This is a genomic window from Lacinutrix sp. (assembly GCF_029238095.1).
In the GTDB taxonomy this organism is placed as follows: Bacteria; Bacteroidota; Bacteroidia; order Flavobacteriales; family Flavobacteriaceae; genus Lacinutrix.
This window is the reverse complement of the sequence record NZ_JAQWGS010000012.1, coordinates 12275-37585: the sequence shown is the minus strand read 5'-3', so window position 1 is coordinate 37585 and position 25311 is coordinate 12275. Positions and strand designations below refer to the sequence as shown.

Sequence of the window (25311 nt, the reverse complement as noted above, 5' to 3'; positions counted from 1 at the left end):
AAAAACGCTCCTAAAACATAGGAGCATTTTTTTACAACTTATATTCCGATAAAGGCTTTGTAAACTTTTCTGGATTTTCAGCTAAATGATACCTTGGGTCGTCTATAGCTTCAACTATAACCTCTCTAAACTTAGGATTCGCTTTGTACAATAATACTTTACAATCTTCACTTAAATGCTTAAGCTTAATGCTTTTGCCATCAGCTTCATATTTTTCGACTAAATTAAAAATTGCTTCTAAAGCAGAATGGTCACTTATTCTTGACTCTACAAAATCGATTTCTACTTTTTCAGGATCGTTTTTAGCATCAAACTTGTCGTTAAAAGCTTGAATACTTCCAAAGAATAAAGGTCCCCAAATTTCGTAAACTTTAGTGCCATCTTCACGCATACGTTTTCTCGCACGAATACGTTTTGCGTTTTCCCATGAGAATACTAAGGCGCTTATAATTACACCTGCAATTACTGCAATCGCTAAATCGAAAATTACTGTTAATGCAGAAACTGCTACTAAAACAATAACATCACTTTTTGGTATTTTATTTAAAATTCTAAAACTAGACCAAGCAAAAGTACCTATAACTACCATAAACATAACACCTACTAAAGCAGCAATTGGCACTTGTTCTATTAATCCTGAAGCGAATAAAATAAAGGCTAATAATGTTAATGCAGCAACAATACCAGATAATCTGCCGCGTCCACCTCCTTTTATGTTAATAAGCGATTGCCCAATCATGGCACATCCTCCCATTCCACCAAAAAATCCTGTAACTATGTTTGCACCACCTTGAGCTAAACATTCTCTGTTAGAGTTTCCTCTGGTTTCTGTAAGTTCATCTACTAAGTTTAAAGTCATTAAAGATTCAATTAAACCAATAGCTGCTAAAATTAAAGCATAAGGAAAAATAAATTTTAAAGTTTCTAAGTTTAGTGGCACTTTACTAAAAATATCCCATTGAAAACTAGGCAAACCTCCTTTTAAACCTGCTCCTCCTCCATCACGAATAAAGCTGCCAACTGTAGCAACATCTATATTTCCAAAAATAGCAATTGCAGAAACTACTAAAATCGCGATTAAGGCTTCTGGTAATTTTTTTGTAAGTTTTGGTAAACCAAACATGATTGCCATGGTAAGCAATACTAAACCTATCATTATATACAATGCAGCACCTTGCATCCAAACCTTTTCTCCTCCAACAATTTCTTTAAACATACCTAATTGCGAAAGAAAAATCACAATAGCCAAACCGTTTACAAATCCCATCATTACTGGATGCGGAATTAAACGCACAAATTTTCCAAGTTTAAAAACTCCAGCTAACATTTGTATAATTCCCATTAAAATAACGGTTGCAAATAAGTAATAAAGTCCTAAGTTCTCACTAGCTTCTCCCATACCATTACCTTCGGCAACAAGAGATACCATAACGACTGCTAATGCTCCAGTTGCACCACTTATCATTCCTGGTCTTCCTCCAAAAATTGAGGTAATTAAGCCAATCATAAAAGCGGCATACAAACCTACTAATGGATCTACTCCTGCAACAAATGCAAAAGCGACTGCTTCTGGCACTAAGGCTAAAGCAACGGTAATTCCACTTAAAATATCGTTTTTGGCGTTTGCGGTTTGTTTTCTAAAAAATGCTGTCATGGTCTTTTTTTCAAGCTGCAAAAGTACGTTTAATTAATAGATACACAAACTTGGAATTCTTATATTTGGTTTATTGAATTTAATCTGTGCATCAATTATGAAAAAAATATTTATTCTTTTACTTCTTGTAATTTTAAGTTGTAACTCCAAAAAAGAGAAAGAGTACAATTTCACTACTGTTTTCGAAAAATCTAATGGTTTAGAAACAGCAACGTATGCAGAAACCATTGAGTATTACAAGAATTTAGCAGCTACTTATGCCTCAATAAAAATAGATTCTATTGGAGAAACAGACTCAGGAAAACCGTTACACATGGTTACCTTAAACACTGATGGTATTTTTAATTTTTCAGAAATACGCAAAAACAAACGCATTCTTTTAATAAACAATGGCATACATCCTGGAGAAAGTGATGGTATAGATGCTACCATGATGCTTTACAGAGACCTTGCTAAAGGTAAAATTACAGCACCCAAAAACACTGTTATAGTTACTATTCCTATCTATAATGTTGGTGGTAGTTTAAATAGAAACTCAACAACAAGAACCAACCAAAATGGTCCAAAAGCCTATGGTTTTAGAGGTAATGCTAGAAATTACGACCTTAACAGAGATTTTATAAAATGTGATACTAAAAATGCAAAAACATTTGCTCAACTATTTCATATAGTACAACCAGATGTTTTTATAGATAACCATGTTAGTAATGGCGCAGATTACCAATACACGCTTACACACTTATTTACACAACATAACAAACTTGGAGGCGATTTAGGAGCGTATTTACACAATGAAATGATGCCCAATTTAGAACAACAATTAGCAGATAAAGATTGGGACATTACACCTTACGTTAATGTTTTTAATAAAACACCAGAATCTGGTTTTAGTCAGTTTATGGACTCTCCTCGTTATTCCACAGGTTATACAACACTATTTAACACCTTAGGCATGATGGTAGAAACACACATGCTAAAACCTTATAAGCAACGTGTGGAAGGTACTTATGAACTTATGAAAAGTATGGTTGATATTACAGAAAACGATGGCGAAAAAATAAAAAAACTTCGTGAACACGCTAATAAAAAACTACTAACAAATAAAACGTATACTTTAAATTGGGAATTAGATACTAGCAAAACTTCAATGTTAAATTTTAAAGGTTTTGAGGGCGAAATGATACCTAGTGAAATTACTGGAAAGCAACGCTTAAAATTTAATAGAAACAAACCTTTTACAAAAGAGGTTAGCTACCAAAATTATTTTAAACCTACAGATTCAGTAACAATTCCTTCAGCATATATAATTCCTCAAGGTTGGTGGCCTGTAATAGATTTATTAAAGATAAATAACACTGAAATGTTCCAGTTAGAAAAGGATTCTTCATATACAGTAGAGATTTATAAAATTAAAGATTACAAAAGTAGAAACACTCCTTACGAAGGCCATTATCTTCATTATAATACCACAGTATCTTCAAAAATTAAAACGATAACTTTTAAAAAAGGTGATTATTTAATTAAAACGAACCAAACAAGTTTAAGATATTTGCTTGAAACCTTAGAACCACAAGCTCCAGATTCGTTTTTTAATTGGAATTTTTTCGATACCATTTTACAGCAAAAAGAAGGTTTTTCGCCTTATGTTTGGGAAGAGAAGGCTAAACTAATTTTACTGCAAAATCCAAGATTACAAATAGAACTGAATCTAAAAAAATCTTACGAACCAGATTTTGCTGATAATTGGTATGCACAATTAGATTGGATTCATAAAAAAAGCGAGAATTACGAAAAGGCACACCTACAGTATCCTGTTTATAGAGTAAAATAGCACTCTTTTTAGATTAAAAATATAGCTTTTTGTTATTTCTCTGAGTGCAAAAATGCACAAACAAAATAGCAAGTAGCTGCTTGCTTTTTTAGAGGTTAAAAAATGTTATATTATTTTTTAAATTTTGTAAAACCAATTAAAAAATAATATAATTTTGTTTAAAATACACATCGCGATTTACGCTATAAATGAATAAATACATTGTTGTCAATCAACCTGAAAAATGGAATTTTTCGATTGAGAATATTACAGTAATTTCTTCGCAAGAATATCTTACAAATCCTACATTTTCCCTTTTAAAAAAAGCTAGAATATTTAATCTTTGTAAAGATTATTCCTACCAATCTAAAGGTTACTATGTGTCGCTTTTAGCAGAAGCTAGAGGTCATTTAGCCATTCCAACGGTTAAAAATATTGTAGACTTAAAAAACTTAAAACTCGTTCGTATAGTTTCAGACGAGTTCGATGATGTTATTCAGCAAAGCTTAAAAAACATTAAATCCAGAGAATTTACATTAAGTATTTATTTTGGGCAAAACGTCGCTTTAAAATATAAAGAATTAAGTAGCTTATTTTATAAGCACTTTCAAGTACCTTTTTTTCAGGTAAAATTTAGTCATAATACAAAGTGGAATATTCAAAGTGTACGCGTGGTTTCAGAATCTGAAATTCCTGAAGAACACTTAGAAAGTGTGCATGAATTTGCAAACCAATATTTTGCAAAAAAACGTTACGATACACCAAAGTTAATAAAGTCTGATTTTGATTTAGCAATACTTGTAAATCCTAATGATCCTGCACCTCCAAGTAATGTAAAAGCCATAAGAAAGTTTATTGATATAGCTGAAAAAATGAATATTTATGCAGAAATTATTGAGCCTAAAGACTTATCGCGTTTATCTTCTTTTGATGCCCTTTTTATTAGACAAAGTACAGAAGTAAACAACGAGGCTTATGCATTTGCCAGAAAAGCACAACAAGAAGGTATTGCTATAATTGATTATCCAGATGCTATATTAAAATGCTGCAATAAAGTTTATATGACAGAAGCTTTAAACAATGCCAATATAGCGACGCCAAAAACAGTTATTGTTCATAAAGACAATAGAAATAATGTAATTCAAGAAGTTGGTTTGCCTTGTGTTTTAAAAGCACCAGACTCTACCTTTTCTTTTGGTGTAAAAAAAGCAAAAACAGAAGACGAATACAACAGTTTGGTTAATGAAATGCTTAAAGAATCTGATCTTATTATTGCGCAAGAATTTTGTCCATCGGATTATGATTGGCGTATAGGAATTATAGACGACAAACCATTTTATGCTTGTAAATATTATATGGCAAAAGGACATTGGCAAATTTATAACTGGAAAGCAAAGAAAAAGAACGATCAAGATGGAGATGCCGATTGTTTACCAATAGAAGAAGTGCCTAAAAAAGTATTAGATATGGCTTTAAAGTCTTCAAGACTTATTGGAAAAGGCTTATATGGCATAGATATAAAAGTGGTAAACAACAAACCTATGGTTATTGAAATTAACGATAACCCAAATATTGATTTTGGTGTAGAAGATTTACATTATGGGGATTTGGTATATACCAAAATTCTTAACGCTTTTAAAAACAGATTAGATTAAACATGGGAAAAAAATACCACTTGTTTGAAGTTTTTGGCATAGAACTAGAATATATGCTTATAAATAGTAGCACCTTTAAAGTCGCTCCTATTGTAGACACATTATTAATACAAAAAGCGGGTAAATTAACTGCTGATATTGATAATGGTGAAATTGCATGGAGTAATGAACTTGTTGCGCATGTATTAGAATTAAAAACCAATGGTCCTGCAGCAAATTTAAATACCTTGTCTGGGTTGTTTCATAAAAACGTTGTGGAAATAAACCACCTTTTAAATAAGCTAAACGCGCAATTATTACCAACGGCTTGCCATCCTTTAATGAACCCTTTAACAGACACTAAACTATGGAAGCATAGTTATAGTGAAGTGTATGAACTTTACAACCGCATTTTTAATTGCAAAGGTCATGGTTGGAGTAACGTACAAAGCACACATATAAATCTACCTTTTTACGATGATAAAGAATTCGAAAAACTACATGCTGCTATTCGTGTTATTTTACCTCTAATACCTGGTTTATGTGCAAGCTCTCCAATTTTAGAAGGAAAAGAGACAGGTTATAAAGACACAAGGTTAGAATACTATAAAACTAACCAAAAAGAAATTCCTGAAATGACTGGTTTGGTCATTCCAGAAGGTGTTTTTAGTAAAGTAGATTATTATGCGACTATTTTTGAACCTATAAATAATGCCATAAAACCTCACGATACTAAAAATATTTTAGACCATCATTTTTTAAACTCTCGTGGTGCAATAGCACGTTTTGATAGAAATGCTATAGAAATTAGGTTAGTAGATATACAAGAAAGCCCAAAAGCAGATATTGCTATTTGTGTTTTAATAATTGAAGTTTTAAAACTATTAGTAAACAAAGAACTTGGCACTTTAAAAAATCAGAAAAAGTGGCTAAAACAAGACTTATTTGCTATTTTAAACCCAATTATTAAAGATGCAGAAACCTATAAAATTTCTAATCTCGAATTCTTAGAGGTATTTAAAATTAAAGATAATATAACAGTACAAAACCTCTGGAAACACCTTTACCAAATAGCTAAACCAAATATAGATGCATCGCATTATGAAGCTTTAGAAGTTATTTTAAACCAAGGTACTTTAGCAACTAGAATATTAAAGTCTGTAAATGAAGATTTTTCAAAAGAAAACATTACAAAAACTTACAATAAATTAGCATCTTGTTTGCAAGAAAATAAAATGTTTACATCTTGAAACTTATATTAACATGCGAACATGGTGGAAATAAAATTCCGAAACCATACCAATTGTATTTTAAAAATCAAGATCTAGTTTTAAATTCTCATCGTGGATACGACTTAGGTGCTTTAGATGTGTTTAATTATCTAAAACCACTTTCAAATTATTCAAAATATAGCGATAATAGCAGATTATTAATTGAATTAAATAGAAGTTTACACCATAAAAAATTGTTTTCAGAATTTTCTAAAACACTTTCAAAAGACGATAAAAAACAACTAATTTCTAATTATTATTTAGAGTTTAGAAATAACGTTGAAGCTTCCATAAAAAAATATATTTATTCAAATAATAAGGTGCTACATTTATCTGTACATTCTTTCACTCCTATTTTAAACAACCAAGTTAGACATTGCGATATCGGTTTATTATTTGACTCTAGAAACATAGCCGAAAAAAAGTTTAGTAAAAATTTAAAAAGTGAAATTTTAAAACAAGATAAAACACTTAACGTTAGATTTAACTATCCGTATTTAGGCAAAGCAGATGGTTTTACAATGTATTTAAGAAAACAATTTCCTGAGAATTATTTAGGGATTGAAATAGAGCTAAATCAGAAATTTTCGATAAAAAATAAAATAAACAAAAACCTAAAGGATGTGCTTTTAATAGCTATAAAAAACGTTTCTTCTTAAAACAACAATTTAATATTTGCATAACTGTTTTCTAAGGCTTCTATACTTTGTGTTTTATTTAACCATGCTACTTTAGTAATTCCTTCGTTTTCTTGAGGAAATAATTCACCTTCAAAATCGGTTTCCATTGCAAACCAATAAGTGATTTTTATTCTCAATTTATCGTTCCTTTTAAATATATGATATGTTGTTTCTAAAGGTTTTACAATTTTTAATCCAGAAACTCCAGTTTCTTCTTCGACTTCCCGAAGTGCAGTTTGTTCTATGGTTTCTTTTTTTTCTGCTTTACCTTTTGGTAAATCCCATTTATTATTTCTGAAGATGTATAATATATCTTTATTCTTGTTATAAACCTTACCACCACCAGCTATAACATTTGGTAGCTTTTTTAAAAATTTCTTTAATATCTTATCTTCGTTATGATGTATAAGTCTTATAGACTTATTTTTTTTCTTCTTAAGCACCTTTAAAGCTTCCTCAATATCTACATCGTTTAAAAGAAAGTTTTTAAAGTCTGTTTCTTTTTCAACCAAAGTTGTTAAAATAATAGGTTTGTCGTTTACAAAAATGTAATACATGTTTAGGTGTGGCAAATAATTAACTTTGGTAAAAATATTATTTTTATTTTAGTTTTTGTTCTCTTAAAAAAATATTTTTTAGCTTTATTTCTTGACCAATACAATTAAAATATTGTTTATTTTTGCAAGTATGATTATCGACAAACACATTGCCAGACAAGCCGCAAAAGTGCTTTTACAAATTAACGCTATAAAATTGAGCCCTAAAGAACCATTTACTTGGGCTTCTGGATGGAAATCTCCTATTTATTGCGACAATCGCATTATTTTATCTTTTCCTCCAGTTAGAAATTATGTGCGTGAACAAATGTCTAAATTCATAGAAGAACATTACGGCAAACCAGATGCTATTGCTGGAGTTGCAACAGGTGCCATAGGTATAGGCATGTTAGTAGCAGAATACTTAGGCTTACCTTTTATATATGTTAGACCAGAAGCAAAAGGTCATGGTCGCCAAAACCAAATTGAAGGTTTTATAGAACGTGGACAAAACGTTGTGGTTATTGAAGACCTAATTAGCACAGGAAAAAGCAGTCTTAATGCGGTAAAAGCATTAAAAGAAGCTCACGTAAATGTAAAAGGTATGATTGCTATTTTTACTTATGGTTTTGATATTGCTAAAACTAATTTTGAAAACGAAAACATACAATTACACACCTTAAGTAACTACGAAAACCTACTAATTGAGGCTGTAGAAACAAACTATATTACAGAGCATCAATTAGAAACCTTATCTGCGTGGAATGAAAACCCGAGCGAATGGAATGCTTCTTGATATCTAAATGCATATAGAAAGGATTAAAACATCCAAATAAAATAAATTAAAACAGTACGCTAATATGAATTTAGAATCCCAAAAAGTAACATTAAATAAATCTGCAGAAGATACTTTTAACTTTTTAAGTAATGTTAAAAACTTCGAAACCTTAATGCCTGAAAACATAAGTAAATTCGAAGTTTTAGGAGAAGACAAATTTCTTTTTGCTCTAAAAGGTATGCCAGAAATTATATTAAAGAAAAAAGAAACAGTACCAAATAGCAAAATCGTTTTAGGTGCAGCTGGTGGAAAACTCGATTTTTCTTTAATTGGAAATATTATTGAAATAGATAGTAATACAAGCGAAGTCCAGCTTCATTTTGAAGGCGAATTTAATGCTATGATGGCCATGATGATTAAAGGTCCTATTAGCAAATTTATAGATACACTTGCAATAAATATGCAAACAGCAGTTTAATAAAGTAAAGTTATTTCATTTAATGAATATTCTTCAATAACCTCATCCTCTAAGAGGATAACTAAATTTCCATTTGAAGAAATACCTTTTATAAAACCAGAAAATAACAAACCTTCAGCATTTTTAAATGTTGAAGGTTTATTTTTTCTAAACAATTTAGATTCGTAATCAGCTTTTAATGCTTCAAATGCATTAGTTTCTAATTTTTTAAAACTGTCCTTTAAGACTACCAAAAATTTAAGGAGTATTTCATCTAAATCAAATACTTTCCCACTACATATTTTTAATGATGTTGCTTTAGATAAATCATTAAAAATAGTTTGGTTTACATTTAACCCAATACCAATAATACAATAGTCTAATTTATTCTGTTTTACTACATTTTCTATTAATATTCCTGCAATTTTTTTGTTAGCTGACAAAATGTCGTTAGGCCATTTAACAAATAAATTAGGCACATTATAGAGTGTTAATGTTTTATGTAGTGCAAGTGCAATTACAATACTTAGATAAAACTGATTAGAGAAAGAGAGTCCATTTAGACGTTTAAACACACTAAAAGTAAGGTTCTCTCCAGCTTTAGAATGCCAATGCTTACCCATTTGACCTCGACCATTAGTTTGCTGTTTTGCAGTAATTACAGTATAATCCTCAAGTGTTTCTGCACTGCTAATCTGTTTTAGATAAGCATTTGTAGAATCGATGGCATCAAGTTTGATAATACGCATATAAATTGGTTATCTTCGTGATTAAAATTTATAACAAATCTTTATCATAATTTTAAAGTATAAAGAACCAAAAAATAATAACTTTGCACAAATTAAATCCTATTAATGACTAAAAAAGAAGTAAACACAGATTCACTTATAGCAACTATAATTAGTGGTATTGAAGATGTAAAAGGAAAAGACATTATTATTCTTGACTTAAGAGAGATTGATAATACAGTGTGTGATTATTTTATTATTTGCGAAGGTACCTCTAACACTCAAGTAAACGCTATTGTTGGTGCCATACAAAAAAAGGTAAGCAAAGAACTTAAAGATAAGCCTTGGCATATTGAAGGAGAAGACAATGCAGAGTGGATTTTAATGGACTACGTGAACGTTGTTGTACATGTATTCCAAAAACATATTCGCGAATATTATGATATTGAAAGTCTTTGGGGAGATGCCAAAACTACAATTATTGAATCTAAATTTTAAAACCATTCATGGCAAATAATAAAAAAACTGAAGCACCTAAAAAATCTAAGTTTAATCCTTATTGGATTTCTGGTGCACTTTTAATAGCGCTTATAACTTTTCAACTTTTTGGAAATAGTAATGAAAACGATAACAAAAAAATTACACCCATAGAATTTTTTCAAATTCTTAAAGATGGTGATGTTCAAAATTTTGATGTTATAAAAAACACAGGCTTTGTAAAAATATATCTTACTGATGAAGCAAAAAAATTAGACAAACATAAAAAAGCTTTAAATTCTAATACTTTATTTGGTAATGGTAAAATACCAAATTATCAATTTCAATATGGAGATTTAAGTAATTTTGAAGATAAGTACATAGAAATTATTGATAAAAATAATTTAACAACAACCTATGACAACGACAGAGAAGAAAACCTTTTTGCAGACCTCTTATTAAGCCTATTACCATTCATTTTATTAATAGGTGTTTGGATATTTATAATGCGTCGCATGTCTGGTGGAGCTGGTGGTGGAGCTGGTGGACAGATTTTTAATATCGGAAAATCAAAAGCAAAATTATTTGATGAGAATACTAAGGTAAAAACTACGTTTAAAGACGTTGCTGGATTAGAAGGCGCAAAAGAAGAAGTACAAGAAATTGTAGATTTTCTTAAAAATCCTGAAAAATATACTTCATTAGGTGGTAAAATCCCTAAAGGAGCATTATTAGTTGGTCCTCCAGGAACAGGTAAAACCTTGCTAGCAAAAGCAGTCGCTGGAGAAGCAAAAGTGCCGTTTTTCTCACTATCTGGTTCAGATTTTGTAGAGATGTTTGTTGGTGTTGGTGCCTCTCGTGTAAGAGATTTATTTAAACAAGCAAAAGAAAAATCTCCTGCTATTATTTTTATTGACGAGATTGATGCTATTGGTAGAGCCAGAGGAAAAAATGCAATGTCGGGAAGTAACGATGAACGTGAAAACACACTCAACCAATTACTAACAGAAATGGATGGTTTTGGCACTAATACAAATGTTATTGTTCTAGCAGCTACAAACAGAGCAGATATTTTAGATAAAGCATTAATGCGTGCTGGACGTTTTGATAGACAAATACATGTAGATTTACCAAACCTTACCGAACGTCGTGCTATTTTTGAAGTACACCTTAGACCACTTAAAAAAGTTGAAGGTTTAGATTTAGACTTTTTAGCAAAACAAACACCAGGTTTCTCTGGTGCAGACATAGCGAACTTATGTAATGAAGCCGCTTTAATTGCTGCAAGGAATAATAAAAAAGCAGTTGAAAAACAAGATTTTTTAGATGCTGTAGATCGTATTATTGGTGGATTAGAAAAGAGAAGTCACCTATTCTCAGTAGAAGAAAAGAAAACTATTGCATACCACGAAGCTGGCCACGCCACTGTAAGCTGGTTTTTAGAACATGCAGATCCATTAGTAAAAGTTACAATAGTACCACGTGGTCGCTCTCTAGGTGCTGCTTGGTATTTACCTCAAGAAGCTTACATTACAAGAACAAGTAAGTTTTTAGACGAAATCTGTGTGACTATGGGTGGACGTGCAGCCGAAAAAATAATATTTAACGAAATCTCTACTGGTGCTTTAAGCGATTTAGAAAATGTAACTAAAAAAGCAAAAGCAATGGTAATGATTTATGGCTTAAATGAAAAAGTTGGAAACATTACTTATTACGATCCAGCTGGAGAAAGTGGTTTTGTAAAACCTTACAGCGAAAGCACTGCAGAGTTAATAGATAACGAAATAAAAAATATTGTAGAAACACAATATGATCGTGCAGTTGAGCTTTTAACCTCTAAGAGAGATGTGTTAGAAAAATTGGCACAAAGACTCATGGAAAGAGAAGTGATTTTTAAAGATGACCTTGAAGAAATTTTAGGTAAACGCCCTTTTGAAAATGTTGCAGAAAAACCTTCTGAAAAACTTTTAACAGATAACAAAGAAGATAAAACAGAAGTAGAATAAAGACTTTAACACTATAATAGTTCTAAAAATCTCAAATTAACGCTTTAGTTCATTTGAGATTTTTTATATTTGATAAAATACCTTAAAGATATTGGTTAATAGCAACAAGTAATGAGCATCTTTAAAAACTTTTTTCGTTCTAAGTCTAATAAAGAATCAGAGGAGACTAGAAACGAAAACACAAGTAAATACATGCCTAAAATTAAACTACCTATAGACGAAAGTTTTACTATAAACTTTAAATCTAATGGTGGCAAGTTCTTGTATTGCGAAAACTTAGAAGAGGTTTTCGAAAATGTAAATCATATTTTTGAAGAAAATAATTGGGAAGATAAGCCTGGCTATTTTTACGATAAGAATTTAGAAGCACGTTTTAAAAATTTAAATCTTAAAAAAAGTGCTTTAAATGAAGCAACCTACTTTTTTACTACTTGCGAAAATTTAATAGCAAACGATGGATCACTTCTTATTTCATCTCATCAAATTGCAGAGAAAAAATTAGCCGAATTTCCTAATAATTTTATTGTATTTGCAACTACTAGCCAATTAGTTTATACTATTGGAGAAGGCTTACGCCAAATTAAAAATAAGAATACAGAAAAAATACCTACAAACATTACTACTATAAAACATTTTAAAGATCTTGATGAAAAAGATTTTTTAACCTACGGTAGTGCTTCAAAAAACTTATATTTATTGCTTCTTGAAGATTTATAATTAATGAAAGAAACTACAACAAGAGCACTTTCAGGTATTCTATACGTAACGTTACTTGTTACATCGCTTTTAAATCAGCATGCATTAATCATACTTTTTTTTGTATTTGGTATTATTTGTATTGCAGAATTTAAAAAGCTTATCAACTTAAAAAGCTTTTTACCATACGTTATTTTCACAATACTCTATTTTATTTTTGGGTATTGGCAATTAGTAATGAATTCCTCTAAAGGATTAGATGAGGCAACACAGATAATGCAAGTTGTTACTATTTTTGTTCAATTACTCTTAATCAAGGATTTGTTTTCAGAGAAAGTTATTCCTTTATTTATTACTAAACGTTTTATATTAACTACTTTTTACATTTCTAGTGCATTTGTTTTTTTAATACTTATCGCTAACTTTAATAATGTGTTTTCACCTAAGCTACTATTAGGCTCATTTATTATTGTTTGGGTTAACGATTCATTCGCGTATTTAGTTGGTAAAAATTTTGGCAAACAAAAGCTATTTCCAAGCATATCACCTAAAAAAACAGTTGAAGGCTTCCTAGGTGGCTTGTTATTTTCTTGTATTGCGAGTTATTTTATTTGGACCTATACCAACACTTTAACATTTAACAATTGGTTAATATTAGCTGTTATTATTAGTGTTATAGGCACAATAGGAGATTTAATAGAATCAAAATTTAAGCGTCAAGCAAACGTAAAAGATAGTGGTGTAATTATGCCAGGTCATGGTGGTTTGTTAGACCGTTTTGATAGTATTATATTTGCAGCGCCATTTATATATTTATTTTTAAGAATACTACACTATGTTTCATAAAGAAGGCCATAAAATTATTGTTATTACTTTTATAATTATTGTTGCATGTTTCATATCTGTAGATCGTTTTATAGATATAGCATGGCTTAAATATATACTATTTGCTACGTTTGCCATTTTTTTATATTTAATTCTTCAGTTTTTTAGAAACCCAAAAAGAAATACTGTAAATAATAATAACAACGTTCTTTCTCCTGTAGATGGTAAAGTAGTTGTCATAGAAGAAGTTTTTGAAAAAGAGTATTTTAAAGAAAAAAGACTACAAGTGAGTGTTTTTATGTCGCCTTTAAATGTACATGTAACACGATATCCAATTAATGGAAAAGTATTATTTAGCAAATACCATCCTGGAAAATATTTAGTGGCTTGGCACCCAAAAGCAAGTGAGGAAAATGAGCGAACAACAGTTGTTGTAGAAAACTCTAGCTATGGTAAAGTGTTATACAGACAAATTGCTGGTGCATTAGCAAAACGTATTGTAAACTATGCTAAAGAAGGAGACGAAGCCATTCAAGGTAATGACTCTGGTTTTATAAAATTTGGTTCTCGTGTAGATTTATACTTACCTTTAGACACTAAAATTAAAGTAAAGTTAAACGAGAAAGTAAAAGGAGGCGAAAGTATTATTGCCGAAATATAAATGACTTCTGAAGAAATAGACATCACATTTAGAGAGGCTGTAGAGTGCATAAATACTCATACAGAACCTTTTCCTGCAGATTTCCTGCTTCGTTTATATGCTTACTACAAAAAGGCAACTAATAACTACGAAAGACCAAGTAGTAGAACACCAATAATTAATGCTTTTAAAACCAATGCCCTTTTTCAAATACAAGGTATTAGTGAAGATGAAGCCAAACAGACTTATATTGAATTAGTTAATAATTACTTTCTATATAGAGAGTAACAGAATTAAAAACTTAATCATTTGGAACTTATTGAGAACTTAATCAACCCATTATCTGTCTGTGGTAGTATTTTTTTTATTATGGGTTTACTTACCTACAAATTCCCACCTAAACATATAAACGCATTATATGGCTATAGAACAAAATCCTCAATGAAAAACCAACAAGCCTGGGATTTTGCACAAACATATTCTGCTAAAAAAATGACGGTTATTGGACTAATAATGATGCTTTTAAGTGTGAATTTTATTGCTTTCGATTTCTCTTCTAAACAAACACTAATTATAAGTCTTATAGTAATTGTGTTTAGTGTATTATATCTTTTATTAAAGACTGAAAATGCAATTCGTGATAAGTTTAAACCTTCTTAATCCAAAACAAATTCTAAAACATTTCCTGTAGCTGCATTTGGAAAACTAATTCCTAAAAGTGCTGAGATAGTTGGCGCTATATCTGTAATTTCTGTTTTAGTTAGAGTACTGCCTCTTTTTATACCATTTCCATAAAACAATAATGGCACATGTGTATCGAAATTAGAACCAGAACCATGCGTAGAGCCTTTTCTACTATAACTTATTACAGCAGGATTTTTAACTATTAATACATCACCAGAACGCTTTTGGTGATAACCATTTTGTAATAAAGCTTTTATTCCTGATGTAAAATTAGCATTTTGCATAGTTTCTGAAGAGAATACCTTATCTATATGTTTATAATTAATTATTTCGTTAACTATGGCATATTGCACATCGCCTATATCTAAGTCTAATTGCTTTAAGCGATTCTTATTTAAAAATATTTGATCGTTACTAATGTTTTCAATTAAATCTGAAGCTGAAAATTCCTTAACTAAAAAGGTGTTCAATTGATTTTTAAATGCATCGTTATCAAAATATCCTGAAGGAATTTTTGCCGTTTGTAAAAATGCTGGAACATCTACTGCACCATGATCTGCAGTTAGAAATAAAGTATAGGCTCCTACTCCAACTTTTTTATCTAGCGCATTGAATAAACGCTCTAAATCTTTATCTAAGCGTATATATGTATCTTCTACTTCTTTTGAATTGACTCCAAAATTATGACCTACATAATCTGGACTAGAAAAGCTAACTGTTAAAACATCTGTATAATTATCTTTTCCTAATTGCTCTGCAGTAATGGCTTCTATTGCAAAATCTGTAACAATGCTATTTCCGTAAGGTGTTGCTTTAATAATATCGAAGCCTTTATTTTTATCTTTTAATGCTGCTAAATCGTACGGAAATGTTGCATTATCTTTGCCTTTAAATCCGCCTTCAAAAGTATTTAAATCACTCCCACTTTCTGTATATGTGTCTATATCATAAAGTGTATTCCACTCTTTTAAATAGCTTTCTGCTGTTTTAGATGCATTAAAATCTTTAACCCATTTTGGAAGACTGTTCATGTAATAGGTAGAAGTTATAAAATGACCTTCCTCTCTACCTCTAAACCAATAAGCAGCATTTGCAGAATGTCCAGCTGGTAAAATAGCTCCACGATCTTTAATAGAGATTCCAATTGTTTTTCCTCTCATTTGTGTAAATAACCTATTCTCATCAGCAAAGGTTGTTGTTTTCATTCTGTGAGGTGACATACGTTCTGCTTTAGAGTCACTTCCAACCGCTAAAACAGTAGAATCTCCAGCGCAATACACATTCTCTTTACTAAACTTATCGTACCAATAATTAGCTATTATACCATGGTTTTTAGGTGAAGTTCCTGTAAAAATTGAAGCATGTCCTGGTCCAGTATAAGTAGGCACATAATTGTAATGGTTATTTTTACAATTAAAACCTTCGTTTATTAAGCGTTTAAAACCACCATTTCCATATTTTGAATAAAACCGCGTTAAATAATCGTAACGCATTTGGTCTACAACAATACCAACTACTAATTTAGGATTAGCATTTAAAACAGTCTCAGTTTTGGTTTTAGTTTGGGTAATATTGTTTTGCGCGTTACAATTAAAAAGGAATAGCCCAAGAAATAAGCTTAATAATAATCTCATATTGTCTTCTTTATATTTTTACCTCAAAAATAAACTATTTTAAATAGCTCTATGAATTCAATTTAAAAATATCATCAATTACATAGCAGATTTTTATACTTTAGCATTGTAATTACTTTTACAGTTTTATTTTTTTTGACTAAATCGTATCTTATCCTAATATGCAGTATCTACATAATATTGGCACATACTTTTTAATGATTATAGAGATGTTTCGTAAACCCACGAAATGGTCTGTAATGAAAGAACTTATACTTAAAGATATAGACGATTTAATAATTGGCTCTCTTGGTATTGTTGCATTTATCGCTTTTTTTGTTGGAGGTGTGGTAACCATTCAAACTGCTTTAAATATTGATAATCCATTAATACCGAAAGAATTAATTGGCTTTGCAACTAGACAATCTATTTTATTAGAATTCGCACCTACCTTCATGTCTATTATTATGGCAGGAAAAGTAGGCTCTTTTATAACATCAAGCATTGGTACAATGCGTGTTACTGAACAAATTGATGCCTTAGAAGTTATGGGAATTAACTCTATAAATTACTTAGTTTTTCCTAAATTAATTGCCATGGCTTTTTATCCTTTTGTAATCTCAATTGCTATGTTTTTAGGTGTTATTGGTGGTTTAATGGCATGTATTTATGGTGGTTATGCCTCTACAGATGATTTTATTACGGGTTTACAACAAGAGTTTAATCCTTTTCATATTAGTTATGCATTTATTAAAACCTTTTTATTCGCGTTTGTTTTAGCAACAATTCCATCGTATCATGGTTATTACATGAAAGGTGGAGCACTAGAAGTTGGAGAAGCAAGTACAACCTCTTTTGTATGGACAAGTGTTGCCATTATTATTATAAATTATCTTGCAACCCAATTATTACTAAGCTAATGATAGAAGTAAAAAATTTACATAAATCTTTTGGAGAAGCTCATATTTTAAAAGGGATTAGCCAGACTTTCTACCAAGGGAAAACAAACCTCATTATTGGGCAAAGTGGTTCGGGAAAATCTGTGTTTTTAAAATGCTTGTTAGGTTTATATGATTATGAAGAAGGAAGTATTGAATATGATGGTGAAGTTTTCGCCAATTTAAGTGAAGCTAAAAAAAGAGATATGCGTGCAAAAATTGGGATGGTATTTCAAGGTAGTGCGCTTTTCGATTCTTTAACCATCGAGGAAAACGTAATGTTTCCATTACGTATGTTTACCAAGCTTACAAAAAACGACATGCGTGAACGTGCCAATATTGTATTAAAGCGTGTAAACCTTGAAGATGCACATAAAAAAATGCCTAGTGAAGCGTCAGGTGGTATGCAAAAACGTGTTGCCATTGCTCGTGCAATTGTTAATAACCCAAAATACCTGTTTTGCGATGAACCAAACTCTGGTTTAGATCCTAAAACAGCAATAGTTATCGATAATTTAATTCATGAAATTACAGAAGAGTATAAAATTACTACTGTAATAAATACGCATGATATGAACTCTGTAATGGAAATTGGAGACAATATTATGTTTCTAAAAGATGGAATAAAAGCATGGGAAGGCACCAAAGACGACATCTTTAGAACAGACAATAAAGTTGTAACAGACTTTGTCTACTCTTCAAATTTATTTAAAAAGGTTAGAGAAGCTGTTTTAAAAGAAAATAAATAATATTTTAAAATAACTTTAGTCTCTTTTTAAAATAATAGAATCAGTTTTAACCTGAATTTTAAGCCAATTCACAAGTTCTGTTTCTTTAATTCTTGCTATACTGTCACTTATTCCTGCATTCCATTTTACTGTTGCAACATCAATTGTATCCACCGATATAAAATCTTTAGAAGCCAACATTTTTGAATAACCAAAAGACTGTAAATCGTTAAATCTAATTTTTGCGTCTTTAGATAAATTTGAAAATGAAATGGTGTTTTTACTTTCGTTTATACTTTTTAATTCTTCCCTTAAATTTGTTATTTCTGTTTGTAAACCTAATATAATATTATCTTTTTCGTCGAGACTTTTTATGGCGCGATCGTAAGCCTCAGAAATTTTATCGAAGCTTCTGTTTTTGTTGCCTTTTATATCTAATTTAAAATCTTTTATTTTTTCATACTTTTTTATTTCATTATTTAAATCGGCAATTGTTGCATTAGGTATCTCTCCATTAAAATATAAGGCTATTGTTTTTTCTTCATAATTAGGTATGTCTTTTTGCAACCATAATTCATTGTTAGATTCTACTTCGCTTTTAACAAAATTATTATAATCATTTTCCAAACCTTTTACTTCAATAAAATGAAGAAAAGCAATGGTTGGCCAGATCATTACTAAAATTGCAATTAGCGATGCCAGTTGAGCTATACGCTTTCTCTTTTTAGAATTTGCATATTTAAGCATTGGAAAACGCAATACTTTTAACACTATAAAAGTGGCTAAAGCGATGAATATAGTGTTAATGGTAAACAAATTCATTGCTCCTAAGAAAATATCAAAATCATGAGCCAAACCATAACCTGCTGTGCATAAAGGAGGCATTAAAGCTGTAGCAATAGCAACACCAAAAATAACAGAAGCAATTGTCCCTTTTTTTGTTCGTGCAATAATTAAAGCTGCACCACCAAAAAAGGCTATAAGTACATCTCTAAGGTCTGGTTTTGTTCGTCCAAAAAGCTCATTAGTCATTAAATCTGCTGTTGGAAAAAACTTAAAAAACAAATACGCTGTTAATAAACTCAACACAATCATTGTTGCTAAGTTTATTAATGATTTTTTTAAAGTATCAATGTCATTTATTGCAATCGACAATCCAATTCCTAAAATAGGTCCCATTAAAGGAGAAATTAACATGGCACCAATTACAACTGCTGTAGAATCTGCATTTAAACCTACAGAAGCAACCATTATAGAACATATTAATATCCATGCGGTTGCACCTTTAAAAGGTATATCTAACTTTATTGCATCTATTGTTGCATCTCTATCTGTATCGTCTCTAAAATCTAGTAGTTCATTAAAAAAAAGCTTTATACTTTGAAAAAATGTTTTAGCTTCTTTTTTTACTGCGTCTTTAGACTGTTGTACAGCTTCATCTTTTTTAGCAGCATCTGCCTTAGCTGCATCATTTTTTGCTGAATCTTCAGCAAAATTAAATTTACTTTCGTCGCTCATAAATTATCCTAAATGTTCGCCAAACTGGTCTTTAACTTTTTGTAATACTTTTTTAATATCTTGTTCTTTTGCCTTTGGAAAGATAAGTAAAACATCCTCCTTATCTACAATAATATAATTTTGCAAGCCATCGATCACAACTACTTTATTTGCTTTGGTTCTTATCATATTACCAGAAGCATCTTCGGCTAATATCTGTGAGTTTACAATGGCATTATCGTTACTATCTTTATCTAACTTGTCGTACAGGCTTCCCCAAGTTCCAAGGTCATTCCAATCGAAAGAAGCTGGTAACACAAAAACGTTTTTTGATTTTTCCATTATGGCATAATCAACAGAAATATTTTCGGCATTGCCATAATTGTCTCTTATAAAATCGTCTTCAAACGCTGTATTATAAGCTGCTATTCCTTTTTCAAAAAGTGAAAACAATTTTGGTTGACTGTTTTTAAAAGCTTCAATTACAGTTTTGGCACTCCACATAAAAATACCTGCATTCCACAAAAAATTACCTTGTGAAATAAAACTTTTTGCGGTTTCGTAATTTGGTTTTTCGCGAAATTGACTTACTGCTTTAATAGCATCTGTTGACTCTTTTTTGTATTCAATATAACCATAACCTGTGTTAGGAAAAGTTGGTGTAATACCTAAAGTCATTAAGGCATTATTATTCTCGCAAAAATTAAAAGCTTGTTGTACATTTTCTGCAAAAGCAAGCTCGTCTTCAATCCAATGGTCACTTGGTGCTACAAGCATAACAGCATCTTTATTTTCTTTCTGTATTTTTAATGAAGCATAAAGAATACAAGGTGCAGTATTACGCATGGCTGGTTCTAAAACCACTTGTCTTTTAGTGACTTCTGGAAGCTGCTCGAAAACCAAATCGTTATAACGCTCATTTGTTAAAATAAAAATATTCTCTTTAGGAATTAGTGTTGCTAGACGATGAAACGTTTTTTGAATAAGCGTGTCTCCTGTTCCCAACATGTCGTGAAACTGCTTTGGGAACTCTTGAGTACTAACTGGCCAAAACCTTGATCCTACTCCTCCAGCCATTAAAATAGCATAATAATTTTTATTCCTATTAATTTTCTTTGCCATGAATTTGCGAATGTAAATTGCTTACTGTTTCTATTATTCTCACTAATTTTAATTTGAGACCACTTCTAAAGAAGGTACTAGCTCAATCTCAGCATTAGGACTGAAAAGATACACTTTTCCTGTACTAATTTCAACACATTCAAAACGTTTTACGCGTTTTTTTACTTTTTTAAAAGTCTTTCTATTTCTGAATTTAAAAACAGTACCTATTGGTACTTCAAAAATATATGTTTTATTGTTGTGTAAATCAAACTGTTTTAAAGCCATTGCTAAATTTGAATCTGTATCGCTAGATGCTTTTGGGTTTTTAAAATGCTTTGCTATTAATGGTAAAACCTTTAATGGAAATACGTCTGGATTTATAAATGGCAACATGAGGTGTTGAAAAGTACGTTTCCATTCTAAACCATGCGGTTTTATAAACTTACCATAATTTTTATAAGCTTCAAAATGCGCAATTTCATGTATAAGCGTAATTAAAAAACGATATTTATTAAGGTTATTGTTTATGGTAATTTGGTGTTTACCATTTGGTAATTTTCTATAATCACCATGTCTGGTTTTACGCTCGTTTTTTATTAAAACCAATAAATCATCATGTTCTAAAAGTTGCATGACTTTTTGTATGGCTTCTTCTGGAATGTGGTTTTGAAGTGTGTTTTGCATTACAGCAAAAGTAAGGAATACATATGAAAAAAAATGCTTGAATCTTTCGACTCAAGCATTTAAGAATATTAATAACTAACCAATAAAAAATTACTAATATTATTCTTTAGGCATTATAACAGAATCTATAGCGTGTATAGTTCCATTCGACGCTTTAACATCTGCAATAACTACTGTAGATTTGTTTCCGTTAGCGTCTTGTAACATTACTTTACCATCTACAACCATAATACTTAGGTCTTGACCTTGTACAGTTTTAACAGTAAATGTTCCATTATTATCTTTAACTGCTTGTATAACAGACGCAGCATCAAAGTTTCCAGAAACAACATGATAAGTTAAAATAGAAGTTAATTTCCCTTTGTTTTCTGCTTCCAATAAAGTTGGTACTGTTCCTTCTGGTAAGGCGTTAAAAGCATCGTTTGTTGGAGCAAATACAGTAAATGGTCCTTCACTACTTAAAGTTTCTACTAATTCTGCCGCTTTAACTGCTGCTACTAGTGTAGAAAAGCTATCGTTTCCTGCAGCCACACCTACTATGTTAGGTGTATCTTGCACTTCTTCTACAACTTGTTCAACATTTTGTGCAACTTCTTCTGTTACAGTTTCTACTTCTTTTTGTTCTTCTTTACAAGAAGTAAATCCTACTAGACCTACAACTGCAAAAGCTAATAATACATTTTTAGTTTTCATAAATTTAATTTTTAAGTTTATACAAATTTAGATAGGAAATTATGTAATACTCTTAAATTTTGTTTAAAGTTTAGTTAAAATTTTTAAACAAAATAAATTTTAGCTCAAAGTATTAATAAAGTAGGTGATTTGACTTTTTAGTTTTTTTAAATTAACTTCGTTTACATCTGATAAAAAACATTGAAATGCTTTTTTATCATGGCATTGGCAACAAGCTCCGCAGAAACTCAAAACCATTTAGTATGTTAGTCAGAATAAAATCATGTCTCAATTGACATTTTACTTGTAATTCAACAATACAAAATTGTTGATTCACTATACAATCCTGTCATATATCGCTTTTCCCATTTTTCAAACCCAAATTATGAATATTTTAGCTTTAAATTTAATATTATGAGAAAATTTAAAAACATAGCTCTAACACTTTGGCAAAAAAATAAAATTATGAAATTCAGTATGAAAAGAAGAAAAAGCACACAAAATTTAGTATATATTTCAATCATCTCTTTAGGTTTCTTATGTATTTCTTGCAAGGATTCACCTAGCGCTTCGATAAACACAGAAAGTGAATTAATAATGAAGATAAATGCTGTTCAGGAACAAGTGATGGCACAAGGAAATATGACAGAAGTAGAGGAACAGGCTTTATTAAGTTTATGTAGCATTGTGTCACATGATGATGGTTTAGCAACTTATACTACTGACAATAGTATGATATTAAAGGATGTAGAAATTGTTCCAGTTTATATTGGTTGTGAAGAACTATCGATAGAAGAAACAAGAGAATGTTTTAATAATAAAGTGTCGACATTTATTGAACGAGAGTTTAACTTGAATTTATCTAAAGATTTAAATCTTTCAGAACCAAAACTGGTAGAAGCATTTTTTATAATCAACGAAAACGGAAATTTAACTGGCATGAAAGTGAGAAATTCAGAAGTAAACGTTCAGGCAGAAATCTTAAGAGTGCTTAGAAAAATGCCTGTAATGAAACCTGCTACTAATAATGGTAAAAGTGTTTCTGTATTATGTTCTATCATAGTAAAATATGGAAATAATGTAGAAGTTGATGTTGTTTATATTCCTGAAAGACCTGATTAATCTTTAACAATACTAACTAAAAAAGCCAGTTGCCAACAATGGCCAAATGTAATTGCTTGTCCTCGCCTATTTTTGAAATTCCTGCGGAATTTCCAACTCGTTGTGTACTTGCAAAGTTAATTGCCAAACCACGCAACTAATCTTATAATAACCCTTAAACGAAACTCCAAAAAAATCCCAAAACATAAATTTATGTTTTGGGATTTTTAAATTTATATTAAAGCCTATTACATACGCTCAGGAACCGAAATCCCTAATAATTTAAACCCATTTTTAATGATATTACCAACAACTTGAGACAATTGCACTCTAAATGCAACAGAGTTTTCATTATGGTTACCCATTACAATAGGTAGGTTTTGAAAGAAAGAATTATAGTCTTTTACCAAATCGTAAGTATAGTTTGCTATTAAAGCTGGACTGTGGTTTGCTGCTGCGTTTTGTATTACTTCTGGAAACAATTGTAATTGTTTTAATAAGTTTTTTTCTTTTTCATGAAGTTCTTCAATAGAAACTTCAACAGCATTAGGAAGGTTATCATTTCCAACTTTAGCTTTTCGTAAAATAGATTGTATTCTAGCATAAGTATATTGAATAAAAGGTCCTGTATTACCTTGAAAATCTATAGACTCTTTAGGGTCGAACAAAATACGTTTTTTAGGGTCTACTTTTAAAATATAGTATTTTAAAGCACCTAAACCTATGGTTTTATATAGCTCGCTTTTTTCTTCATCACTGTAACCGTCAAGTTTCCCTAACTCTTCTGAGATGTCTTGAGCTGTAGATGTCATATCTGCTATTAAATCGTCTGCATCAACAACGGTTCCTTCTCTACTCTTCATTTTTCCGCTAGGTAAATCTACCATTCCATAACTTAAATGAAATAGATTTTTAGCCCAGTCGAATCCTAATTTTTTCAGAATTAAAAACAACACTTGAAAATGATAATCTTGCTCGTTTCCAACGGCATACACCATACCACCAACGTTTGGAAAATCTTTTGCACGTTGTATTGCAGTACCAATATCTTGTGTCATGTACACTGCTGTACCATCGCTACGTAAAACTATTTTTTCGTCGAGTCCATCTTCGGTTAAATCGCACCACACAGAACCGTCTTCTTTTTTATAAAACACATTGGTTCTTAGTCCTTCGTTTACAAATTCTTTTCCTAATAAATAGGTTTGGCTTTCGTAATACAGTTTATCAAAATCGACACCTAAATTTTTATAAGTAACATCGAAACCTTTATAAACCCATTGGTTCATGCTCTCCCAAAGTGCTACTACTTTTTTATCTCCAGCTTCCCATTTTTGAAGCATTTGTTGGGCTTCGAGTAAAATTGGTGCTTCCTTTTTTGCTTCGTCTTCAGTTTTACCTTCAGCAATTAATACTGCAATCTCCTTTTTATATTCTTGGTCGAACTTTACATAATAATTACCTACTAGCTTATCGCCTTTTAAACCTGTAGACTTTGGAGTTTCGCCTTTACCATAACGTTGCCAAGCCAACATACTTTTACAAATATGAATACCACGATCGTTAATAATTTGTGTTTTGTAAACGGTCTTTCCAGAGGCTTTAATAATTTCGGCAACACTATAACCTAAAAGGTTGTTACGTATGTGGCCTAAATGCAATGGCTTGTTGGTATTTGGTGATGAGTATTCCACCATTACAGCATGATCTTTAGTTTTAGGTTGTAAAACACCAAAATTCTTGTCTGCCTTTAAAATATTAAAGACGTTGAGATAATAAGCATCTACAATTTCAACATTTAAAAAACCTTTTACAACATTAAACGCTTTAACTTCCTCTACATTTTGCACTAAAAAGTCACCAATAGCCTCTCCTATTTGTACAGGATTACCTTTTACTACTCGCAACATAGGAAACACAACTACAGTAATATCTCCTGCAAACTCTTTACGTGTTGCTTGAAATTCTACGGTTTCTAAATCGGCATTGTATACCGTTTTAACAGCTTGTTTAACTGCTTTTGTAAGTAGTGTTTGAAGGCTCATTTGTGATTGTTATTTTAAAGGCACAAATATAGCATTAATTGCTCTAAATAGAG

General features: G+C 30.7%; 25 protein-coding genes. 16 read left to right on the top strand and 9 right to left on the bottom strand.

Going from position 1 to position 25311, the window contains the following annotated elements:
* Positions 1–31: 31 nt before the first annotated feature.
* Positions 32–1654 carry a SulP family inorganic anion transporter gene (locus P8H50_RS03960; RefSeq protein ID WP_300205836.1) on the bottom strand — a complete coding sequence of 541 codons (1623 nt, stop codon included), beginning with the start codon at positions 1652–1654 and terminating at the stop codon, positions 32–34.
* Positions 1655–1751: 97 nt separating this feature from the next.
* Here P8H50_RS03960 and P8H50_RS03955 point away from each other — a divergent pair, with 97 nt between their 5' ends.
* The 4 genes from P8H50_RS03955 (at position 1752) to P8H50_RS03940 (ending at position 7028) form a co-directional block, all read left to right on the top strand.
* Positions 1752–3485: a M14 family metallopeptidase gene (locus P8H50_RS03955; protein WP_300205834.1), complete on the top strand. Its 1734-nt coding sequence runs from the start codon at positions 1752–1754 to the stop codon at positions 3483–3485.
* A 188-nt stretch (positions 3486–3673) separates the two neighbouring features.
* On the top strand, positions 3674–5119 hold the full coding sequence (locus tag P8H50_RS03950) for a RimK family protein (RefSeq protein WP_300205832.1): 1446 nt from the start codon (positions 3674–3676) through the stop codon (positions 5117–5119).
* Between the two features lie 2 nt (positions 5120–5121).
* On the top strand, positions 5122–6348 hold the full coding sequence (locus tag P8H50_RS03945; protein WP_300205830.1) for a glutamate-cysteine ligase family protein: 1227 nt from the start codon (positions 5122–5124) through the stop codon (positions 6346–6348).
* Positions 6345–7028 (top strand): N-formylglutamate amidohydrolase, encoded by a 684-nt coding sequence (locus P8H50_RS03940; RefSeq protein WP_300205828.1) that lies wholly within the window; start codon positions 6345–6347, stop codon positions 7026–7028. The genes P8H50_RS03945 and P8H50_RS03940 overlap by 4 nt, the downstream gene beginning before the upstream one ends.
* Here P8H50_RS03940 and P8H50_RS03935 read toward each other — a convergent pair.
* The gene (locus P8H50_RS03935) at positions 7025–7606 is read right to left on the bottom strand and encodes an NUDIX domain-containing protein (RefSeq protein WP_300205826.1); all 582 of its coding nucleotides are present in this window, start codon (positions 7604–7606) and stop codon (positions 7025–7027) included. The genes P8H50_RS03940 and P8H50_RS03935 overlap by 4 nt on opposite strands.
* A gap of 130 nt (positions 7607–7736) precedes the next feature.
* On the opposite strand from P8H50_RS03935, the gene pyrE reads away from it, so the two are divergent.
* Both pyrE and P8H50_RS03925 read left to right on the top strand, forming a co-directional pair.
* On the top strand, positions 7737–8381 hold the full coding sequence (gene pyrE, locus P8H50_RS03930; RefSeq protein WP_300205824.1) for an orotate phosphoribosyltransferase: 645 nt from the start codon (positions 7737–7739) through the stop codon (positions 8379–8381).
* A gap of 64 nt (positions 8382–8445) precedes the next feature.
* Positions 8446–8841, top strand: coding sequence for an SRPBCC family protein (locus tag P8H50_RS03925; RefSeq protein ID WP_300205822.1), 396 nt, complete (start codon positions 8446–8448; stop codon positions 8839–8841).
* Here P8H50_RS03925 and P8H50_RS03920 read toward each other — a convergent pair.
* Positions 8838–9569 carry a biotin--[acetyl-CoA-carboxylase] ligase gene (locus P8H50_RS03920; protein WP_300205820.1) on the bottom strand — a complete coding sequence of 244 codons (732 nt, stop codon included), beginning with the start codon at positions 9567–9569 and terminating at the stop codon, positions 8838–8840. The two genes, P8H50_RS03925 and P8H50_RS03920, sit on opposite strands and share 4 nt — an antisense overlap.
* Positions 9570–9674: 105 nt before the next feature.
* On the opposite strand from P8H50_RS03920, the gene rsfS reads away from it, so the two are divergent.
* From rsfS to P8H50_RS03885, 7 genes are all read left to right on the top strand, one after another.
* On the top strand, positions 9675–10046 hold the full coding sequence (gene rsfS, locus P8H50_RS03915) for a ribosome silencing factor (RefSeq protein WP_300205818.1): 372 nt from the start codon (positions 9675–9677) through the stop codon (positions 10044–10046).
* Between the two features lie 8 nt (positions 10047–10054).
* The gene (ftsH, locus tag P8H50_RS03910; RefSeq protein ID WP_300205816.1) at positions 10055–12031 is read left to right on the top strand and encodes an ATP-dependent zinc metalloprotease FtsH; all 1977 of its coding nucleotides are present in this window, start codon (positions 10055–10057) and stop codon (positions 12029–12031) included.
* A 111-nt stretch (positions 12032–12142) separates the two neighbouring features.
* Positions 12143–12748 carry an LUD domain-containing protein gene (locus P8H50_RS03905; protein WP_300205814.1) on the top strand — a complete coding sequence of 202 codons (606 nt, stop codon included), beginning with the start codon at positions 12143–12145 and terminating at the stop codon, positions 12746–12748.
* Positions 12749–12751: 3 nt separating this feature from the next.
* Positions 12752–13573, top strand: coding sequence for a phosphatidate cytidylyltransferase (locus P8H50_RS03900; protein ID WP_300205812.1), 822 nt, complete (start codon positions 12752–12754; stop codon positions 13571–13573).
* Positions 13563–14213 carry a phosphatidylserine decarboxylase family protein gene (locus P8H50_RS03895; RefSeq protein ID WP_300205810.1) on the top strand — a complete coding sequence of 217 codons (651 nt, stop codon included), beginning with the start codon at positions 13563–13565 and terminating at the stop codon, positions 14211–14213. The genes P8H50_RS03900 and P8H50_RS03895 overlap by 11 nt, the downstream gene beginning before the upstream one ends.
* Positions 14214–14480 (top strand): acyl-CoA-binding protein, encoded by a 267-nt coding sequence (locus P8H50_RS03890; RefSeq protein ID WP_300205808.1) that lies wholly within the window; start codon positions 14214–14216, stop codon positions 14478–14480. It begins immediately after the preceding gene.
* Between the two features lie 21 nt (positions 14481–14501).
* Entirely contained in the window at positions 14502–14852 is a 351-nt protein-coding gene (locus tag P8H50_RS03885) for an SdpI family protein (protein ID WP_300205806.1), read from the top strand.
* Here the strand turns inward: P8H50_RS03885 and pafA are convergent.
* Positions 14849–16510, bottom strand: a complete 1662-nt coding sequence (gene pafA / locus P8H50_RS03880) for an alkaline phosphatase PafA (protein WP_300205804.1) — start codon at positions 16508–16510, stop codon at positions 14849–14851. The two genes, P8H50_RS03885 and pafA, sit on opposite strands and share 4 nt — an antisense overlap.
* 161 nt (positions 16511–16671) lie before the next feature.
* Here pafA and P8H50_RS03875 point away from each other — a divergent pair, with 161 nt between their 5' ends.
* Positions 16672–17409, top strand: a complete 738-nt coding sequence (locus tag P8H50_RS03875) for an ABC transporter permease (RefSeq protein WP_300205802.1) — start codon at positions 16672–16674, stop codon at positions 17407–17409.
* Positions 17409–18176: an ATP-binding cassette domain-containing protein gene (locus tag P8H50_RS03870; protein WP_300205800.1), complete on the top strand. Its 768-nt coding sequence runs from the start codon at positions 17409–17411 to the stop codon at positions 18174–18176. Before P8H50_RS03875 ends, P8H50_RS03870 begins: the two co-directional genes overlap by 1 nt.
* A gap of 15 nt (positions 18177–18191) precedes the next feature.
* Here the strand turns inward: P8H50_RS03870 and P8H50_RS03865 are convergent, their stop codons facing one another.
* The 4 genes from P8H50_RS03865 to P8H50_RS03850 all read right to left on the bottom strand — a co-directional run bounded on the left by P8H50_RS03865 (position 18192) and on the right by P8H50_RS03850 (position 22133).
* On the bottom strand, positions 18192–19673 hold the full coding sequence (locus P8H50_RS03865; RefSeq protein ID WP_300205798.1) for a DUF389 domain-containing protein: 1482 nt from the start codon (positions 19671–19673) through the stop codon (positions 18192–18194).
* Positions 19674–19676: 3 nt separating this feature from the next.
* Positions 19677–20774, bottom strand: coding sequence for a mannose-1-phosphate guanylyltransferase (locus tag P8H50_RS03860; RefSeq protein ID WP_300205796.1), 1098 nt, complete (start codon positions 20772–20774; stop codon positions 19677–19679).
* Positions 20775–20822: 48 nt separating this feature from the next.
* The gene (locus tag P8H50_RS03855) at positions 20823–21440 is read right to left on the bottom strand and encodes a SprT-like domain-containing protein (protein ID WP_300205794.1); all 618 of its coding nucleotides are present in this window, start codon (positions 21438–21440) and stop codon (positions 20823–20825) included.
* Positions 21441–21539: 99 nt separating this feature from the next.
* Entirely contained in the window at positions 21540–22133 is a 594-nt protein-coding gene (locus P8H50_RS03850) for a fasciclin domain-containing protein (RefSeq protein WP_300205792.1), read from the bottom strand.
* Positions 22134–22526: 393 nt separating this feature from the next.
* Here P8H50_RS03850 and P8H50_RS03845 point away from each other — a divergent pair, with 393 nt between their 5' ends.
* Positions 22527–23234, top strand: a complete 708-nt coding sequence (locus P8H50_RS03845) for a hypothetical protein (protein WP_300205790.1) — start codon at positions 22527–22529, stop codon at positions 23232–23234.
* Between the two features lie 227 nt (positions 23235–23461).
* On the opposite strand, the gene argS is transcribed toward P8H50_RS03845, so the two are convergent.
* The gene (argS, locus tag P8H50_RS03840) at positions 23462–25258 is read right to left on the bottom strand and encodes an arginine--tRNA ligase (protein ID WP_300205788.1); all 1797 of its coding nucleotides are present in this window, start codon (positions 25256–25258) and stop codon (positions 23462–23464) included.
* Positions 25259–25311: the final 53 nt, after the last annotated feature.

Bases quoted from the DNA above. Each gene is read 5' to 3' on its own strand.
- pafA (WP_300205804.1), bottom strand. From the start codon at position 16,510: ATGAGATTATTATTAAGCTTATTTCTTGGGCTATTCCTTTTTAATTGT.
- P8H50_RS03960 (WP_300205836.1), bottom strand. From the start codon at position 1,654: ATGACAGCATTTTTTAGAAAACAAACCGCAAACGCCAAAAACGATATT.
- pyrE (WP_300205824.1), top strand. From the start codon at position 7,737: ATGATTATCGACAAACACATTGCCAGACAAGCCGCAAAAGTGCTTTTA.
- P8H50_RS03905 (WP_300205814.1), top strand. From the start codon at position 12,143: ATGAGCATCTTTAAAAACTTTTTTCGTTCTAAGTCTAATAAAGAATCA.
- P8H50_RS03875 (WP_300205802.1), top strand. From the start codon at position 16,672: ATGCAGTATCTACATAATATTGGCACATACTTTTTAATGATTATAGAG.
- rsfS (WP_300205818.1), top strand. From the start codon at position 9,675: ATGACTAAAAAAGAAGTAAACACAGATTCACTTATAGCAACTATAATT.
- P8H50_RS03895 (WP_300205810.1), top strand. From the start codon at position 13,563: ATGTTTCATAAAGAAGGCCATAAAATTATTGTTATTACTTTTATAATT.
- P8H50_RS03855 (WP_300205794.1), bottom strand. From the start codon at position 21,440: ATGCAAAACACACTTCAAAACCACATTCCAGAAGAAGCCATACAAAAA.
- ftsH (WP_300205816.1), top strand. From the start codon at position 10,055: ATGGCAAATAATAAAAAAACTGAAGCACCTAAAAAATCTAAGTTTAAT.
- P8H50_RS03950 (WP_300205832.1), top strand. From the start codon at position 3,674: ATGAATAAATACATTGTTGTCAATCAACCTGAAAAATGGAATTTTTCG.
- P8H50_RS03870 (WP_300205800.1), top strand. From the start codon at position 17,409: ATGATAGAAGTAAAAAATTTACATAAATCTTTTGGAGAAGCTCATATT.
- P8H50_RS03945 (WP_300205830.1), top strand. From the start codon at position 5,122: ATGGGAAAAAAATACCACTTGTTTGAAGTTTTTGGCATAGAACTAGAA.
- P8H50_RS03925 (WP_300205822.1), top strand. From the start codon at position 8,446: ATGAATTTAGAATCCCAAAAAGTAACATTAAATAAATCTGCAGAAGAT.
- P8H50_RS03920 (WP_300205820.1), bottom strand. From the start codon at position 9,569: ATGCGTATTATCAAACTTGATGCCATCGATTCTACAAATGCTTATCTA.
- P8H50_RS03845 (WP_300205790.1), top strand. From the start codon at position 22,527: ATGAGAAAATTTAAAAACATAGCTCTAACACTTTGGCAAAAAAATAAA.
- P8H50_RS03850 (WP_300205792.1), bottom strand. From the start codon at position 22,133: ATGAAAACTAAAAATGTATTATTAGCTTTTGCAGTTGTAGGTCTAGTA.
- P8H50_RS03860 (WP_300205796.1), bottom strand. From the start codon at position 20,774: ATGGCAAAGAAAATTAATAGGAATAAAAATTATTATGCTATTTTAATG.
- P8H50_RS03890 (WP_300205808.1), top strand. From the start codon at position 14,214: ATGACTTCTGAAGAAATAGACATCACATTTAGAGAGGCTGTAGAGTGC.
- P8H50_RS03935 (WP_300205826.1), bottom strand. From the start codon at position 7,606: ATGTATTACATTTTTGTAAACGACAAACCTATTATTTTAACAACTTTG.
- P8H50_RS03900 (WP_300205812.1), top strand. From the start codon at position 12,752: ATGAAAGAAACTACAACAAGAGCACTTTCAGGTATTCTATACGTAACG.
- P8H50_RS03955 (WP_300205834.1), top strand. From the start codon at position 1,752: ATGAAAAAAATATTTATTCTTTTACTTCTTGTAATTTTAAGTTGTAAC.
- argS (WP_300205788.1), bottom strand. From the start codon at position 25,258: ATGAGCCTTCAAACACTACTTACAAAAGCAGTTAAACAAGCTGTTAAA.
- P8H50_RS03865 (WP_300205798.1), bottom strand. From the start codon at position 19,673: ATGAGCGACGAAAGTAAATTTAATTTTGCTGAAGATTCAGCAAAAAAT.